14 protein-coding genes and 1 pseudogene are annotated in these 17,934 nt (G+C 35.6%); 4 read left to right on the top strand and 11 right to left on the bottom strand.

Translation table 11 applies throughout. The features are described 5' to 3' along the window. Positions 1–75: 75 nt before the first annotated feature. The 3 genes from A9G42_RS11760 to ilvI all read right to left on the bottom strand — a co-directional run bounded on the left by A9G42_RS11760 (position 76) and on the right by ilvI (position 5,115). Entirely contained in the window at positions 76–2,193 is a 2,118-nt protein-coding gene (locus tag A9G42_RS11760; RefSeq protein WP_065653517.1) for a TonB-dependent receptor, read from the bottom strand. A 709-nt stretch (positions 2,194–2,902) separates the two neighbouring features. Further along, positions 2,903–3,397 carry an acetolactate synthase small subunit gene (ilvN, locus tag A9G42_RS11755; RefSeq protein WP_065566682.1) on the bottom strand — a complete coding sequence of 165 codons (495 nt, stop codon included), beginning with the start codon at positions 3,395–3,397 and terminating at the stop codon, positions 2,903–2,905. Next, positions 3,397–5,115, bottom strand: coding sequence for an acetolactate synthase 3 large subunit (gene ilvI, locus A9G42_RS11750; RefSeq protein ID WP_065653516.1), 1,719 nt, complete (start codon positions 5,113–5,115; stop codon positions 3,397–3,399). Before ilvI ends, ilvN begins: the two co-directional genes overlap by 1 nt. Before the next feature lie 284 nt (positions 5,116–5,399). On the opposite strand from ilvI, the gene ygfZ reads away from it, so the two are divergent. After that, positions 5,400–6,275 carry a tRNA-modifying protein YgfZ gene (gene ygfZ / locus A9G42_RS11745; RefSeq protein WP_065653515.1) on the top strand — a complete coding sequence of 292 codons (876 nt, stop codon included), beginning with the start codon at positions 5,400–5,402 and terminating at the stop codon, positions 6,273–6,275. Positions 6,276–6,343: 68 nt separating this feature from the next. Here the strand turns inward: ygfZ and A9G42_RS11740 are convergent, their stop codons facing one another. The 5 genes from A9G42_RS11740 to ppdD form a co-directional block, all read right to left on the bottom strand. Next, complete coding sequence (locus tag A9G42_RS11740; RefSeq protein ID WP_065653514.1) at positions 6,344–7,501, bottom strand: M20 aminoacylase family protein; 1,158 nt, start codon at positions 7,499–7,501, stop codon at positions 6,344–6,346. Positions 7,502–8,338: 837 nt separating this feature from the next. Further along, the gene (locus A9G42_RS11735; RefSeq protein ID WP_065653513.1) at positions 8,339–9,088 is read right to left on the bottom strand and encodes a prepilin peptidase; all 750 of its coding nucleotides are present in this window, start codon (positions 9,086–9,088) and stop codon (positions 8,339–8,341) included. Continuing rightward, positions 9,088–10,263, bottom strand: coding sequence for a protein transport protein HofC (gene hofC / locus A9G42_RS11730; RefSeq protein WP_082212168.1), 1,176 nt, complete (start codon positions 10,261–10,263; stop codon positions 9,088–9,090). Before hofC ends, A9G42_RS11735 begins: the two co-directional genes overlap by 1 nt. After that, complete coding sequence (locus tag A9G42_RS11725; protein ID WP_065653512.1) at positions 10,260–11,369, bottom strand: ATPase, T2SS/T4P/T4SS family; 1,110 nt, start codon at positions 11,367–11,369, stop codon at positions 10,260–10,262. Before A9G42_RS11725 ends, hofC begins: the two co-directional genes overlap by 4 nt. A 40-nt stretch (positions 11,370–11,409) precedes the next feature. Then, on the bottom strand, positions 11,410–11,841 hold the full coding sequence (gene ppdD / locus A9G42_RS11720; protein WP_065581979.1) for a prepilin peptidase-dependent pilin: 432 nt from the start codon (positions 11,839–11,841) through the stop codon (positions 11,410–11,412). A gap of 194 nt (positions 11,842–12,035) precedes the next feature. On the opposite strand from ppdD, the pseudogene ampD reads away from it, so the two are divergent. Together ampD and A9G42_RS14875 are read left to right on the top strand one after the other, a co-directional pair. Further along, a pseudogene (ampD, locus tag A9G42_RS14880) lies at positions 12,036–12,572 on the top strand (1,6-anhydro-N-acetylmuramyl-L-alanine amidase AmpD); the annotation flags it as partial. Then, positions 12,570–12,923, top strand: coding sequence for a YqcC family protein (locus A9G42_RS14875; protein ID WP_442903203.1), 354 nt, complete (start codon positions 12,570–12,572; stop codon positions 12,921–12,923). The pseudogene ampD and the gene A9G42_RS14875, both read left to right, overlap by 3 nt. 71 nt (positions 12,924–12,994) lie before the next feature. Here the strand turns inward: A9G42_RS14875 and mltG are convergent, their stop codons facing one another. Beyond that, positions 12,995–14,017 (bottom strand): endolytic transglycosylase MltG, encoded by a 1,023-nt coding sequence (gene mltG, locus A9G42_RS11710; RefSeq protein WP_065653510.1) that lies wholly within the window; start codon positions 14,015–14,017, stop codon positions 12,995–12,997. 7 nt (positions 14,018–14,024) lie between these two features. Beyond that, a complete protein-coding gene (gene alr, locus A9G42_RS11705) occupies positions 14,025–15,110 on the bottom strand; it encodes an alanine racemase (protein ID WP_065653509.1) in 1,086 nt (361 codons plus the stop codon). A gap of 198 nt (positions 15,111–15,308) precedes the next feature. Here alr and A9G42_RS11700 point away from each other — a divergent pair, with 198 nt between their 5' ends. Next, positions 15,309–17,456 carry a TonB-dependent receptor gene (locus A9G42_RS11700; RefSeq protein WP_065653508.1) on the top strand — a complete coding sequence of 716 codons (2,148 nt, stop codon included), beginning with the start codon at positions 15,309–15,311 and terminating at the stop codon, positions 17,454–17,456. A 98-nt stretch (positions 17,457–17,554) separates the two neighbouring features. On the opposite strand, the gene A9G42_RS11695 is transcribed toward A9G42_RS11700, so the two are convergent. Then, on the bottom strand, positions 17,555–17,884 hold the full coding sequence (locus tag A9G42_RS11695) for a nitrous oxide-stimulated promoter family protein (RefSeq protein ID WP_065653507.1): 330 nt from the start codon (positions 17,882–17,884) through the stop codon (positions 17,555–17,557). Positions 17,885–17,934 lie beyond the last annotated feature (50 nt).

Raw genomic sequence — 17,934 nt, 5'->3', positions numbered from 1 at the left:
ACTGAATTATATTACTTATAATTATTTACCAATTTTAATCCTCAAATAATTCAGTATTTGTTTTTTTATATCACTTTATAGTTTATAACTTGCAGTCAGCAAGAAAGCTCTCGGAGTGCCTGGCATACTACTTGAGCGCCAATATGCTTTACCTAACAAATTAGTCAATGCCAACGTTACCTCAAAGGATGGCAATTGATAACCAACCGCAGCATTCCATACACTATAACCAGCACGTTTAAATTGATTTTTATCATCGTTATACATAGCTCCTTTATAATTGACTTCCAATTCTGTAAACCAATTATCGTAAGGTAAATAACGAATGCTTAAATAACCACTATTTTTAGCAGTATTAGGCAAATATTTTCCTTGATTGGCTGGTGTTTTTTTATCTTTGTGAACTTTGGCTTGTTGATAACCAATACCACTATTTATATACCATTTTGATGCCAACTGACCAATAACGCTTAACTCAATACCTCGGCTACGATCACTACCTTTAACCGCCCAATTATAAGGATCGTTAATAGCATCAGGTTGATAACGGACGTTGTATAATTCAAGATCATAAAGGGCTATTTGAGAAGAAAGCTTATCATCTAACCAATCACTTTTGACACCAACTTCATACTGGCGTGAATATTGGGGTTTATCATCATAAACTGTTTTTGAGTCAGTAGATATAGTAATAAGCCCACGCCCGCCATAAGGTGCAAAATTTTTACTATAAGAAGCATAAAAACTCTGTGATTCTATAGGTTGCCAAATTAAACCAACTCGAGGACTTAACGTGTGTCCATCATATGAACGATTTTGGTGTTTTAATTTATCGTCTGATGCAAATTTATAATCGTCATAACGTAATCCAGCGAGTAACTTCCACTGTGTTGTAAAACTGATTAAATCTTGCCAATAAAAGCCTGTCGATGTTGCTTTATGGTTAGTTTTGGTATTTAATTTATTGTAATGAGGCTTTTTGGAATGCCAATGAGGATGAAAAGGATCAACGGCCTCAGGATAAGCGCTTGTTAGGGCTAATCTTGGCTGACGTTTTTCAATATTATATTCAACACCAATAAGCATATCATGAACAATACTGACCGTATTAAATTTTCCCATTAAATCGACAGCATTGCTATAGGTTTTATTGGCTGTCTCTTGCCAAGCGCGGCGAAATTGCAACATCCCTGGATGAACACAAGCTTTACCGTTGTTCAATTTTCCATCCAAATGGCAATAACTACCTGCATAAATGTGATCGAAGTTTTGAGCTGCTTGGCGGTATAAATTCGTTAATTTAATTAACCAATCATGATTAAATTCAAATCCAATAACCGAACGTAATGAACTAAAATTATCTTTCACATAATCATCTGGATGAGCATAAGACGTTTTAGTTGATACGCCTTTGGGTAAATCATAATAAGCTGGCGCCCGATCAGGTTTACGCCACAAATGATCATGCGTGTATTGAACTAACCAATTAAATCCCTCTAAATTATCATAAAGTAGACTTGGCGACACCATTGTATCTCTTTGCTTAATCCCTTTACGAAAACTTTTATCTGATTGATGATCAATGGTCATTCGCATCGCCAGTTTATCATGCAAAATATGATTAATATCAATCATACCGCCATATTTATCCCATGAACCTCCACGTAAGCTTAAGGTTGTTGGTGAATCAAAATTAGCTTGTTTACTAATCATATTAATTATTCCACCACCCGAACCTCGTCCATAAAGCACAGATGCAGGACCTTTCAATACTTCTATTCGTTCTATATTTGCAGTACTTTGCCTAACCTGCCCACTAGCACGAACGCCATCACGATAAATATCACCAGAGCTTGCCGAAAAACCGCGAATTTTTACCCCCTCATCACGCATATCATATGTTGTATCAACCCCTGGTAATTTATTTACTATTACATTTAAATCATTTTGCCCATAAATTTTCTGTTGCTCAAGATTCACTGAATTGATCGTTTGCGGAACATCTTTGATATCAAAAGGCATTTTTGTCGCTGTTGATGATTTTTTTATCCGCTGATCATTATTATCTTTAACATTAGCGATAACTTTCATGGTCTCGATATTAGTATCATCTTTAATATTTTCCTGAGCACAAACAATAACCGATGCTGTACTCAATAAGCCAAATATGGTTAATTGATTAACGAATTTCATTATTTTTCCTATCGTTTATTGTTTTACCAAATCTAAAAATTAATAGTAATGATAACTATTATCATTTGCATTATCAACTTATTTTATGAATTTTGAGCAATTTGCAGGAAAAACGCTGACATTGTTTATAGTGATTGGAAAAATTATGGCGAAAAATAGACATAAATTATCATCGAAAAAATAAGTAAAAGTCATCTCAATAATATAAATAAAAATCAGAGGAAAACATCAAGTTCAAAAAAGCCAGTACAGTGTTCAAATAACAGATGGTTGACAAGGCTTTGTCAATACCTATCTTTGGTTAGCTGAAATCATTAACCACTTAAGTATTGATAAATTACGCTTGATAAAGGGACGGGGTAAATCAATTCTGGTAAAGCTGCAACAGCAAAAATTATCGCCTTGAATATATTTAAATCTATTATGATCAAGTTTATCGACACTCAGCTAATAGCTCAATATCGCCAAAGTAATATGAAAAGCAGTATTACCTAAATAATATATTTGTAACGTCGAGTATTGTCTAATACTTTGGCGAGGAGGAAAATTACGAATATTGTTTAATATATCAATGAAATAAAGCATTTTCTGGTTTATCGATTCTAGATAAACAACACCTATTATTTTTATATGAACGATTTCAAACTTTCTTTTGCTTAAACTAAGGCACACAACGCGCCTTAATTAAATATGTTAACTAAAAATACAGTTATTTGACTGTTCTTTCACTACGCGATAAACCAATGATCCCTGATCGAACCATTTCAACAATATTACATGTTTCGCGAATTGAAGCTAAAAATGAGTCTAGCTTTTCACTGGTGCCCGATAATTGCACAATATAATGCGTTGCGGTGACATCCACGATCGATCCCCTAAAAATATCGGCACAACGTTTTACTTCGTCACGCGCATCAGCACCTTTTGCGGCAACTTTGACTAGCATGATTTCTCGCTCGACATGTGGTCCTTCGGTTAAATCATGCACGCGATAAACATTAACCAATTTATGCAACTGTTTTTGGATCTGTTCAAGCACATGCTCATCGCCTGTGGTTTGGATTGTCATACGATGCATAGTTGGGTCTTCAGTTTGTGCGGTAGTTATTGTTTCAATATTAAAACCCCGCTGTGAAAACAAGCCAATAATTCGTGACAATGCGCCCGGTTCGTTTTCAGTTAAAATTGATAATATATAACGCATTAGGTTCTCTCCGTTTTACTAAGCCACATTTCGTTCATTGCGCCACCTCGCACTTGCATTGGGTAAACATGTTCAGTAGCATCAGTCATGACATCAACAAAAACCAAACGGTTTTTAATTTCCAGTGCTTGTTTAAGTTTAGGCTCAAGATCTTCACGCTTAGTTATTACTATACCTACATGGCCATAAGCTTCTGCAATTTTAGCAAAATCAGGAAGGGACTCCATATAAGAACTCGAATGTCGTCCAGCATAAATCATATCTTGCCACTGCTTAACCATGCCTAAAAAACGGTTATTTAAATTTAAAACTAGTACAGGCAAACCATATTGCAAAGCCGTTGAAAGCTCCTGTATATTCATTTGAATACTACCGTCACCTGTCACACAAACAACGGTTTTTTTAGGAAATGCTAACTTAACACCAAGCGCTGCTGGCAAACCAAATCCCATCGTGCCAAGTCCACCTGAGGTAATAAAATGGCGTGGTTTATCAAACGGGTAATAAAGCGCCGTGAACATTTGGTGTTGCCCTACATCGGTTGCCACAAAGGCATCCCCTTTGGTCAATTTATATAATACTTCAATTGCTTCTTGTGGTTTGATGCTTTGCCCTTCATGACTATAAGCTAGACAGTGACGAGCGCGCCAGTGTTCGATCTGCTTCCACCAATCAATCAAAGCATCAAGATCACGTGCAGTATTTAATTCATCTAACATTGACAACATCGTTTCAAGAACAACTTTTGCATCACCCACCACAGGGATCGAAGCCAAAATAGTTTTAGAAATAGAAGTAGGATCAATATCAATATGAATAATCTTGGCTTTTGGGCAATATTTTTCAACATTGTTGGTAGTTCGATCATCAAAACGAGCACCAATTGCAAAAATCACATCAGCATTATGCATAGCCATATTGGCTTCATAGACGCCATGCATACCAATCATGCCAAGGTAATGTTTGTCGGTCCCCGGAAAGGCGCTAATGCCCATCAACGTTGAAGCAACTGGTAGATTGAGTTTTACTGCGAGTGTTTTAATTTCGCTACTTGCGTCGGCAGCAATTACACCACCACCAATAAACAACACTGGTTTTTTTGCAGCTAATAGCGTCGTTAATGCTTTTTTGATCTGCTTTTTATGTCCTTGAATAGTTGGATTATAAGATCGCATTAAGACAGATTTTGGGTAGTGATAATGATATTTATTAGCTGGATTAACAATATCTTTTGGCAAATCAATCACCACTGGACCTGGTCGTCCAGTCGAAGCGATATAAAACGCTTTTTTGATAGTTTCTGGAATATCTTTACTGTCTTGAATTAAAAAACTATGTTTAACAATGGGGCGTGAAATGCCGATCATATCACATTCTTGGAATGCATCATTACCAATTAGATTACTGGCGACTTGGCCAGACAATATAACTAATGGCACAGAGTCCATATAAGCGGTTGCAATACCAGTAATTGTATTGGTTGCTCCAGGGCCTGAGGTAACTAAAACAACGCCGACATCGCCTGTTGCTCTAGCATAACCGTCAGCCATATGTACCGCTGCTTGTTCATGACGAACTAAAATATGTTCAATGCCACCTAACGTGTGAATTGCATCATAAATATCAAGAACACTACCACCGGGATAACCAAAAATCTGCTTTACGCCTTGGTCAATCAAAGATTGAATAACCATTTCTGCACCTGACAGTTTTGCCATGGTTGTTGCCTCCAATGTAACTGATTTGTCATTTTCTGAATCATTTTGCATCAACTTGTAAACAAAATCAATAAAGTCAATTAACTAAGTACATTACAGGCAAAATTAGGTGCTAACAAAATTAATTTTTGCAATATCATGAATAATATTCATAAGCTATCCCTATTTATTTAAATATTGCTAGTTGATTTGATTGTTAATTTTTTATTTTTTATATACACTCAAAGCCTAAGTTTTTCTAGTCATCATGTTACTAGGATTCTTCATTACCTAAAGGTACTAATATGAACAATATTTTTTCTAAACCAACTTCCCTTGCTGATTGGCAATTAGTTAAAGTTTCAGGCCAAGATAACCGAGTTTTTCTGCAAGGGCAAATAACTAACGACATTAATCGACTTTCTGAACAGGCAACACTCTATGCTGCTCATTGTGATAATAAAGGCAGAATGTGGAGTACTTTACTGTTATTTCAGCGAGGCGATGATATCTACTATATTGTGCGTAAAAGCGTTGTAAAAAAACAAATTGCTGAGCTAGCAAAATATGCTGTTTTTTCTAAAGTAACTATTGAGCCAGTCCAAGATTTGAATATAACTGGGTTGGTCGGTAATGCGATTCCGTCAACAATTGCAACCAAATTAAGTAATATCAGCTGTTTTACTGAAAATAACATTACCTATATCAAACTTCCTTTACCACAAATGCGCGTTATAATGGTAACACCAGAGCCTATTCAAGATGATTTACTACCATGCGATGAGTGGTTAAAACTTGATTTACAAGCAGGCTATCCTATTATTGATGATAACAATATGGCAACGTTATTACCGCAAGCCTGTAATTTACAATCTTGTGATGCAATCAGTTTTGAAAAAGGCTGTTATTGTGGTCAAGAAATGGTAGCAAGAGCACAATTTCGCGGTGCTAACACTCGTGGTATGTATGTAATAAAAGGTACCAGTGATGTTCTTCCTGAAATTGGTAGCACGCTTGAATACAAGCTTGCTGGTGGCTGGCGAGAAGGAGGAATTGTATTAGCCGCTGCAAAATTAGACGAAAAAGACGGCGTTTGTGTCCAAGTTGTACTTAATAATGGGATTGATTTAAATACCCCATTTAGAGTTTATGGAAATGATAACAGCCGAATGACATTTTAGTTATTTTTAGCGATAAACTGGAATAATATAATGCTTATTCCAGTTATCTTTATGCCTATCTTTTAAAATTAGCTTGCAAGTTCTTGATTAACTATTGCTATAAAGTAACTTACACCCGTTGTTAACACTTCATCATTAAAATTAAATGCTGGATTATGCAAATTAGCGCCATTACCTGCACCTAACCAAACATAAGCGCCTGGAATTTTTTGCAACATAAAGGCAAAATCTTCAGCCCCCATAGACGGATTGTGATCGATGATCAAGTGATCTTCACCGACGATTTTTTTAGCGGCTGTCATTGCAATTTTGGCTTGTTTAGCATGATTGATTGTCGCAGGATAACGTCGCTGATAATCGACTTCGGCTTTGGCTTCAAATGTTGTGGCAATACCTGTTGCTATTTGTTTAATGCGACTTTCAGCCATATCTTGCACTTGAGCACTAAATGCCCTAACCGTTCCGCGAATCACTGCGTGCTGAGGTAATACGTTCCAAGTATCCCCGCTGTGAATTTGCGTCACGCTAACGACTAATGAGCTAAGTGGATCAGCATTACGGCTAACAATACTCTGTAAACCATTCACAATCTGAGTAGCCGTTAAAATAGTATCTTTACCTAAATGAGGAGCTGCTGCATGCGCGCCAATACCCGTTATTTTAATTTCAAATACATCATATGATGCCATCATTGGACCGTGGTTAATGTAAAAGTGATTTAACTGCATATTAGGTTGATTATGAATACCATATACAGCTTCAATAGGAAACCTATCAAATAAACCATTTTCAACCATAACACGAGCGCCACCCTCATTTTCTTCAGCGGGTTGAAAAATAACAACAACTGTGCCAGAAAAATCACGATGTTCACTAAGATATTTGGCTGTACCTAATAATATTGCCGTATGCCCATCATGACCACAGCCATGCATTTTGCCTGAGATAGTGGAGCAATAATTGATATTATTCTCTTCAATAATATCTAATGCATCAATATCAGCTCGCAGAGCAATCCATCGCCCTTCTTTATTGCCTTTAATAACACCAACTACGCCAGTTGGCGCAAAATCCGTATATAATTGAGTAATACCAAATGATTGCAGTTTTTCGATAATAAATTGCGTAGTTTTGACTTCTTCAAAAGCCGTTTCGGGGTGAGCGTGAATATGATGACGCCATGCTATCATTTCACTTTTTAGATCATTAATACTATTTGATATCATGAGTGATTCCTTAATGGGTAACTAACTTACAGCATAACACGCTGTTTTTATCAACACTATAACGTGATTCCCACTTTTATAAAAATAACTATTTTTACTATGAATATCAATTTTGGTTATATGTTGCATATTTTGAACAAAATAATAACTTTATGCACTTTTAACACAATATTGATTAACAAAAATTGACTGAAAAGTAAGATTTCCTGAAACTTTTTAACAACAATTTCAAGTAACAATAATATGCTGGAATTACTCGTGTTATTTACAGTAATTCAAGAAACGGCTGTAATGAATAGGCATCACACATCTTCTCAGACAAGGAATATAGTCTTTATATCCATAAAGTAAAATCACCGTCACCAATTGGGCTAACTGTTTTATGTTGTTCGTCCATTTATAACGCAGAAAGATCTCATAGAAATTAAATAGCCTGACGTAATTGCATATCAAACACGAAAGCAGACTGCGTAATTTTCTACATGAGTAGTGTGCTCGCTATGGGATATTTACACAACTATTTACATTTTAGGCTCTATTTTTTGTAAAAAATATTCAGGATTCTATACCGTTTGGTGATTAATTGAGACTCCACTATATTTATTTGTTGAATAACGTATGATGACTATTATATCAATCAAACATTCACGAAAACTGCCAGCTCTCAAATGAATGGGTAAGCTGAAAGCGTGATATGTGCTTTAAATGGCGATATAGCATAATCAGCACATAGTTAGCGATTCAAAAGACAAAAAGGTTAAGCGATTTTCGACAAAGCACCTTATAAGTTTTTAGTAGGTTATTGTAATCATAAAATGTAAACCAGCCGATGTTTCCCTACAAATAATAATAGTTCACATAACCCGATATTAATAAAAAAGGACCAAATGGAATAATCTTTGTAAGATTTTGATTGAATGCATATCGCAAAAAAAGATAATACACAACCCCCAATGATGAAGCAAAAAATAACAGCAGGGGTAATAATGTATAAGGTAACCAAGCTCCCAATGCGGCAAGTAGTTTGATATCCCCACCACCTAATCCCTCTTTTTTAGAGATTAAATAAAATAATGTAGCAGGTATTTTTAATAATAAATATCCCCAAAAAATGCCCAGTAAAGCATCGGCTAACTCAAGGTTTGTGATGTTAAAATAGGCAAGCATAACACCTACCCACATCAACGGTTGTGTAAACATATCAGGTAATAAATAATATTTAAAATCAATCAACGCCAGCAGTAAAAAATAGCAGCCAAGAAACATTAAGATGTAACTTTGAAAATGCATACCTTTATCGACATAGATTATAGTAAATAAACCAGCGACAAATAATTCGACACTAACATAGCGTAACGAAATCTTGGCATTGCAATTATAACAACGACTTCTTAAGATAAACCAAGAAACAACTGGCAACAATTGCCAAAACTCGAGTTTATTATGACAATGTGGACAAGCGGATCGCTGAACGCTAATACAACATAAATACTGAAATGTAGACATTGATGGCAAATAACGACAATAAGCAACATAAACAAAACTACCCATGCAAAGCCCCAAACAGATGATCATAAACATTAGCATTAGTGAATCACCTCGCCCATTTGAAAAATAGGCAAATACATCGCTACAATTAAACAGCCAATAATCAAAGCTAATATAAACATTAATAATGGTTCAAAAGCTTGCGATAAGTTATCAGTTAAGGTCTGATTTTGCTCTTGATAATAGGTTGCTAGCTTATCAAGCATTAAATCCAATGTGCCTGACTCTTCACCTACGTGAATTAATTGTGAGCATAAATTAGGAAAATATAATTGCTGGTGTAAAACACGACTAAATGAATAACCTTGTTCAATACCCGCAATGATCTGTAAAATACTATTACGATAAAGGCTGTAATAAGTGATATTCGTTGTTGCAGCTAAACCTGTTAATAATGGTATACCTGCTTTTTGGGTGATAGCAATGGTTTGAAAAATCTGGGTTAAGCAACTAGTTTGAACCACCTTACCAACAATAGGGCATTTTATTATCATCGCTTCAATTTGAAGTCGATAACGCATTTTAAAATAGCGTTGATAACAAAAATAACTGATCATAATTCCTATACACCACACTAACCAACTTTGTTGCAAATTGTTGGAAAAATCAATAATACATTGAGTAAAAGCAGGTAATTCAGCATCGAAATCTTGATAAATATCTGAAAATTTTGGCAACACAAATAACAACATGACTAAACTGACGATCATCGCAACAGATAATAAAAACAAAGGGTAGCGCACCGCTTTTTTAAAACTTTTTTGTAATTTGATTGATTTTTCAAGCAATAATGCTAGCTGTTCAAAACTCTCATCAAGTTGTCCTGTTAACTCGCCAACTGCAATAATTTCACAATATAAAGGAGAAAACACCGAATGATGTTGGTGTAGTGCATGGGACAATGCTTCACCTTTAGCGATTTGTTGCTTGATATCAGATAACAAATATTGCCAATGCGGTTTAGGTTGTTCTTGGACTAGCAAATGTAATGTATCAATAATAGATAATCCCGCTTTTAACATAGTAGCTAATTGTTTGGTAATTATTAGCAAATCAGCACAGTTAAAACTGCGTGCGGTAATAATTGCGCCTGCTTTAATCTTAATAGCAATTTTACCTTCCAGTAATAACTGACGCTTAGCGAGTTGTTGTGATTGAGCGATGATTTTGTGTTGATTAAAATCTAGATCATACCAATAATAGAGTCTTTTCATGCTTTATCTCCCAAGACTCGATTTAATTCCGCTAACGTTGTGATCCCCTGTTTAATTAAATTTTGGCCTGCTATTTTCAACGACGTCATATTTGAAGGCAAAATAACTTGGTTTGCTAATATTTGCTTTTGAATATCGGGGGTAATAACTAAAAATTCATATAGTCCAATTCGCCCTTTATAACCGCCAATACAATTTGGGCAACCTAAAGCTTGATAATTTGGTATTTGCTCTTTACCCAATCTAATTAGCTCACTTGCCTTAACCTTACAGTGTGGGCACAGCTTTCGGACTAATCGCTGAGCGATAACTAATTTTAGGCTCGATGAAAGTAAATAATTTTCAATACCCATTTGATTTAACCGCGTTATGGCTTCAATACTAGAATTAGTGTGCAAAGTTGATAAAACTAAGTGCCCTGTCTGTGCTGCTTGAATAGCAATTTCGGCAGTTTCACGATCGCGAATTTCACCTATCATCATCACATCAGGATCTTGTCGCAATAAGGCTCGTAATACGATACCAAATGTCAATCCAGCTTTGGGATTAATTGCCGTTTGATTAATACCTTCAAGAGGAATTTCTATAGGGTCTTCAACACTACAAAGGTTACGCTCAATTTTATTTAATTGCTTTAGTGCACTATATAACGTGACCGTTTTTCCGCTTCCAGTCGGTCCAGTCACCAATATCAATCCTTGTGGATAGTCTAAAATTTGTTTGAATAGAAAAAGATCTTCATCTGTTAATCCCAAATCATTAATGGTTAGTTCAGATTCATGATTATCCATAACTCTTAAAACTATTTTTTCACCATTCATTACCGGTAAGGTGGCAATACGCATAGTATAACGACCAATGTTCAATTGACCATCTTGCGGTAATCTGTGCTCGGCAATATTTAGCTTAGACATAATTTTTAATCTTGCGGTTATTTGTTTAGCCAACGCAAGAGGTGGTGACAACATATCATGTAAAACCCCATCAATACGCATGCGAATACGATAACTATGCTGGTAAGGCTCAAAATGAATATCCGAAGCTCGCTTATCTAATGCTTCAAGCAATAATTTGTCAATACTTTCAATGAGCTGATCTTCTTGCATAAAAGCGCTTCCTTATCCATAAAAGATTAAAGAGTTAACATCAAAATTTGAAAATATCTTCACAAGCACTGGTTAAACTAGCATCGGCTGGCGATGTCGTACAAACTCGGTGCCAATCTAAATTACCGTGGGTAGCACTTACTGTTGGTGTTAATGTGGCCGTTAATCCAGTTAAAGCACTGGTTCCAACTAAGGTAATAACGCCGTTATTGACCGTAATTGATGTGACATAATTAGACGTTCGGCTTGCCGGTATACCATTATTACCACTACTACAGTTGGTTAAACTGCCTTGTTCTACTGCGCAGATTTCGACGGCTGTTTTATATGATGTCATGATTTGCAACATATCTGTCAACGCGGCTTTTTTTACATATCCTTGATAAGCAGGCACACCAATAGCCGTTAAAATAGCAATCACAATAATAGCAATCATCAGTTCAAATAAAGTAAAACCCGCTTGTTTAGACATAAATACCTCAAAATATCAATGAATGATTCAATAGAAAGAGTCTTTATAGCAAAACAAAAAAGTGGAATAATAACGAAGTGTTAAGCGTGGAAAATAAAATCCATAACACAATGAGTTATTACTTTAAATGTGCAAGCTATGAGAAGCTGATCGCAAAAATATTTAGGCATCGGATCAGATAAGTTGGAGTCAATATGTCCTTAAAAATTGTTAATGGTTGGTTACAGGGTGTTAAGCAAGTTATTTCATCTTTTTATGATGAACGACCAATCAATAAGCCGATATCGCTACTTGTTATCCATAATATTAGCTTACCGCCCAATGAATATGGCGGACCTTATGTTGAACAGCTATTTACAGGGCAACTTAATCCTGAGGAGCACCCGTACTTTGCTTCGATTTATCAACTTAAAGTGTCAAGTCATCTATTTATTCGGCGTGATGGCGAAATTATTCAATTTGTTCCATTCAATAAACGCGCTTGGCATGCAGGAAAATCAGTATTTGAAGGCCAAGAAAATTGTAATGATTTTTCAATTGGTATTGAAATGGAAGGATGCGATACCGATAGCTTTACTAGCATACAATATCAACAGCTCGCAAAAATCACTTTATTACTTCAACAACACTATGCTATTGAAAATATTGCTGGGCATAGCGATATTGCCCCTGATCGTAAAACAGATCCAGGGCCTTGTTTCGATTGGCAATATTATCAAAGTTTGCTAATGCAACAATCACAAGAGTATATGCTACTGAATCAACTTCAAAAAATAACTAAAGAATTACAAAAAATCAATTTATGGCAAACAATGCCACCAAACCCAGATGCCTTTTTAAGTCAAGAACCCTTTGCTCTAGACACAATGCAACCACACGAATGGTTACAATGGGTTTTTATTCCACGCATGCAAGCACTAATTGATGCCAAAGCTAATTTACCTCAATTTGCCTTGCATCCTTATTTTGAAGAAGCGCTAAAAGAGCAAAAACAAAATGTTAATCATCTACTTTCTCTAATTAAGCAACTTGATGAATTAATTGATTTAATCATAAAAAGTTACCGCATTAATATGCGGTAATGGTTAAAGTGAACGTATTTAAATAAAATACTTTTACAGAGTTAATTATATTTAACGCTGTTTTTAAAACGCTAATTCCCACCGCTAGTCATTCGGCGATACTCATTCACCGCCTGCTGGTGATTGCTGTAAGTACTTGAAAACGTATGCCCACCAGTTCCATTAGCAACAAAAAACAGATAATTAGTTTTAGCTGGGTGTGCCGCAGCTTCAAGCGAGGCAAGACTTGGCATGGCGATTGGCGTTGGCGGTAATCCTTCAATAACATAAGTATTATAAGGATTTTCAGTATCAGTCAAATCGACACGTCTAATAGTACCTTTATAATTATCACCTAAACCATAAATAATTGTTGGATCAGTTTGTAACTTCATTTTGGCATTTAAGCGATTAACAAATACTGAAGCCACATTAGCTCGCTCAGAACTGACGCCTGTTTCTTTTTCAATTATTGATGCAATAATCAATAATTCATAAGGTGTTTGATACGGTAAGTTGCTATCTCGATTATCCCAAATTTTTTGTAGATTACTTTTCATCGTCATATGCGCACGTTTGAGAATATTGATATCTAACGTGTCTGCCGTATAACGGTAAGTATCGGGCGATAACCAACCTTCAATAGATCCGTCAATACCTAATAACTTCGCTATTTCTTCATCTGTTTTACCTACTAAAGTTTGCTGAATGTAAGGCGTATTTTGAATTACTTTCAACCAGTCTTTAGCGCGTTTACCTTCAATGAATTGAATTGAAAAATTACTTTCTTTGCCAGACACTAACAATTTCAAAAACTCCTCAACAGTCATATGTGGGTGTAATTGATAAGAGCCAGCTTTAATTGATTTTAATGACGGATTTAGCTTACACAAATAAGGTAACAAATAAGCTTGTTGCATTAACTTGCTTTCTTTTACTTGGGCAACTAATTGATGCATAGATGTGCCTTTTTTCAAAATAAACATCTGATTTTCATCATTTACTTGCATTTGCTGTTGAGAAAACTGGTGTAAAAAATAATAGCCAATAGTCATTGAGCCTCCCACAATTAATACTAGGGGGAGTAGAGTGTATAAAAATATTTTTTTAATCATAACTTATTTATCTACTATAATGAATTTTTGCGCGTGAAGTTAAGCGTGTTATTAACTCGTAAGCACTTATACCTGTATGCTCAGCGATTTCCTCGACAGGGAGTTCAGGTCCCCAAAATATGACTTCGTCACCAAGTTTTTCACTGCTATTTATTCCCAAATCAACCACAATCATATCCATTGAGACTCGGCCAACAATGGGGACTTTCCGTCCATTAATCAAAACTGGGGTATTTTGTGGAATACTTCGAGGATAACCGTCGCCATAACCCATCGCAACGACGCCAAGAAAGGTATCTTGCTGACTACGCCAAATTTGCCCATAACCAACAGATTCCCCTTTTTTGTGTTTTCGTACTGCAATTAATTCAGATTTAAATGTCATGGCTGGTTTAAGCCCCGCAACTGGCGCCTCAAAGGGCGAGACGCCATATAAAGCAATTCCAGAGCGAACCACCTCATAATGTGCTTTTGACCAAGCCAATGTGCCACCTGATGCAGCAAGCGAACGCTTTCCAATCAGTGATTTGTCATCAATTGAAGCAATAAACTGATCAAATAGCGCTATTTGCTTTAACGTTTGTTCAGAAGTGAGATCATCGGCCGAACTAAAATGACTCATAATATTAATTGGCTTGCAAACCACTGAACAACGAGCTAAACGATAAAATTCAGCTTTAGCCTCGTCAATACAAAATCCTAACCGATGCATTCCTGTATCAAGTTTAAACCACGGAATAATTTGCTCACTCAAAGGAGAGCAACACAGCGCATCGATTTGCCATTTACTGTGGATAACAGGTTGAATATTAAAATCAATCAAATCATCAATGCTTTCGTGAGGGAAAAAACCTTCCAAAGCCACGATAGGCGCATTAATGCCATTATTGCGCAACGCGATTGCTTCGGAAATTCTCGATACCCCTAAATAATCGACTTTATCACATAACAACTGTGCAATTTCTTTTATTCCGTGTGAATAAGCATTGGCTTTAATGATGGCAACTAGCTGGCTATTAGGCGCTACACTTTTAAGATATTCAACATTATGAATAACTGATTGACGGTTAACTTCAACAACTGCAATAGACATGTACTTACCTGAATTTTGATTGAATGACTATTTTAAATTCTGTTTGTCATAATAACAAATTTTTATTTTTATACATATCTATTAATAGGTTAAGCCTTTTTTGATTTACAAAGCTTTTTATTTACATATCAAATGATAATGATTATTATTTAGATTATCATTTGAATAACTTTTTGCTAGTATAGGATAAAATAAACAATGAAATTAGCTACTTCAAAAATTTATATTAAGCCAACATTATATATTACACTACTAAGCCTTTACCTAAGCACAAATACTTTTGCGGCAGAAAACCGAACTTCCCCACAAGACACAATTATAGTGACCGCAGATCGTAATGAAAAAACCATATGGGATAGTTCGGTATCAGTTAACGTAATTAATCGTGATGATATCGAAAAACAAAATGGTGATTCTGTTGTCGAAGCGTTACGTGATATTCCAGGTGTTGAAATTACTGATAATTCACTAGCTGGACGTAAGCAAATTACGATCAGAGGCGAAGCTCCAGCGCGAATTTTAATGTTAATTGATGGGCAAGAAGTAACATATCACCGCTCAGGACATGGTTCTGGTGCTGGTGTATTAATTGATATGGAATCCGTTGAACGAATAGAAGTGATTAAAGGTCCGCATTCCGTTCTTTATGGCTCACAGGCTATTGGTGGTGTCGTTAACTTTATTACACGTAAAGGGAGCAAAAACAACGCTCCGCTTAATGGCGATGTTAAACTTGTTTATAACCAATCCACCGATGGCTTTACCGAAATGGGTACCGTTAATGGCACCATCGATAGTATTTTTGATTATAGAATTAGCGGCTCTAACGCTAAAAATAACGATCGTAAAGCCTATCAAGGTAAATTGCACAATACTGATTTCGATAATGAGAGCTTAAGTTCATGGTTTGGGCTTAATATCGACAAACATAAATTTGGGCTTTCACTTGATCGTTACCAGCTTGATACTAAAACCTATTTTGCTAAAGATGATAATTCACCTTCAATTAAGGATTTTTCTGTTAAATTACCTAAATTACAACGTGAAAAAATGGGGCTATTTTATGACTATGATCTTGATAACCCATTCCTGAAAAAAATCCATTACGATGCTTATGTACAAAAATTAAATCGACAATTTATAAATCATGTTGTCGTGTCACCACGCCCGATAATGAATGTCAACACCCATACCGCCACAAATGATGAACAAAAAACGTATGGCATGACATTCCAATCTGATTTTGTTCTACATGAAGATATGAAATTGATTATGGGCTCACAATATCAACAAGACAATGTTGATCAACATTCACATAATACGGTTGTAGCAAAAATGCCGTCGCCAAGAGCCAGTTATACTCAGCACAAATATTTAGCCAATAAATGGCAACAATTGAGCTTTTCGCTATTTGCTCAAAACGACTGGGCTATCACTGATGATGTATCATGGAATATAGGAGCTCGCCAATATTGGGTAACATCAAAACTTAAGCATGGTTCAAGCTCAATCAATAAAATCCCAACAATCGGACAACCATTAGTAACACACAAAATTGATAGTAAAAAGAAAGACAGTGATAATAACTTTGTTGTGTCTTCTGGATTAACTTATTCTGGCATTAAAAATGCGCAATTAAGAGCCTCTTTTGCACAAGGCTATGTTTACCCGACGCTTTCTCATCTTTATGCTGTAACTTCAGCAGCAAGCCAAACACTTTATGGAAACTCAAAATTAAAAGCGGAAAAGTCAAATAATTACGAAATTGGATTACGTTATAATAATAGTAAATGGTTAGTTGATACGGCCATTTACTATTCAGCGGCTAAAAACTATATTACAGAAATAAGTTGCAATGGTTCTGCAATTTGCGACGGCGCATCAGGGGCTAATTTTAATTATTACAATAATGCCAACAAAGCCAAAACCCATGGTTTAGAATTGAGTATTGAATACCTTGATTTAGCTTTTACCCCTTATATTAAAGGCAATTATCTACGTCGCCAGATTAAAACTGACAAATATACTACATATGATTCAGGTAACCCACGCTTTACTGGCAGTGTTGGCGTAAAACACACCGCCTATTTTGATCACTTCGATTTTGATTCAGATCTATTTATGCGATTTGCCAGCAATGCAACTCAGCGTAGCGATTCGTCGGTTTATCGTTATCGTGGTTGGTCAACATTAAATTTATCTACCAGCACGGCATTTGGCGATAATCGGCAATATAAAATTGGTTTAGATATCAACAATATATTAAATAAAAACTACACAACCGCCTACGAAAGCATACCCGCTGCAAAATTTCACGCTATAGTGAGTGCTAGCATAAAATTTTAAAAATAGAAAACTTAACACGATAAGCACTATTTACATCATAAATGATTACTGTAATTGTTACTATGCGATTTACCGCATAGTAACTGTTAGCTAACAAACTACTTACTCAACAAATTTTTATAAAGATGTCGCAATGCCATGATAGGATGATAAATCATCATTCTTGGACCAGAAAACCGCATGACTTGCTTTATTTTTTGTTTATAATCTTTACGATAACAATGCTTAGGACATTGTTCACACGTCGTTTTATTCTCACCAAAGCGACACATTGTTAAACGTTGCATAGCATATTGCAACAGATCGTTGCATTCATTACATAACTGATGATTTTTGCTATTATGCTGTTTATGACAATATAAATAGAGCATGGCACTCACCGTTTTTTTCTCTTGAATAATCTTTGGTCCGGTATTATTGGCAACCATAACTAAAAAACCACTGAATAAAGTGTTAAAATAAAACTAAAACATACCTT

Source organism: Gilliamella sp. Nev6-6 (assembly GCF_001690605.1).
In the GTDB taxonomy this organism is placed as follows: domain Bacteria; phylum Pseudomonadota; class Gammaproteobacteria; order Enterobacterales; family Orbaceae; genus Gilliamella; species Gilliamella apicola_C.
Note: the sequence above shows the minus strand (reverse complement) of the source record. Positions and strands in the feature narration are given on the sequence as shown.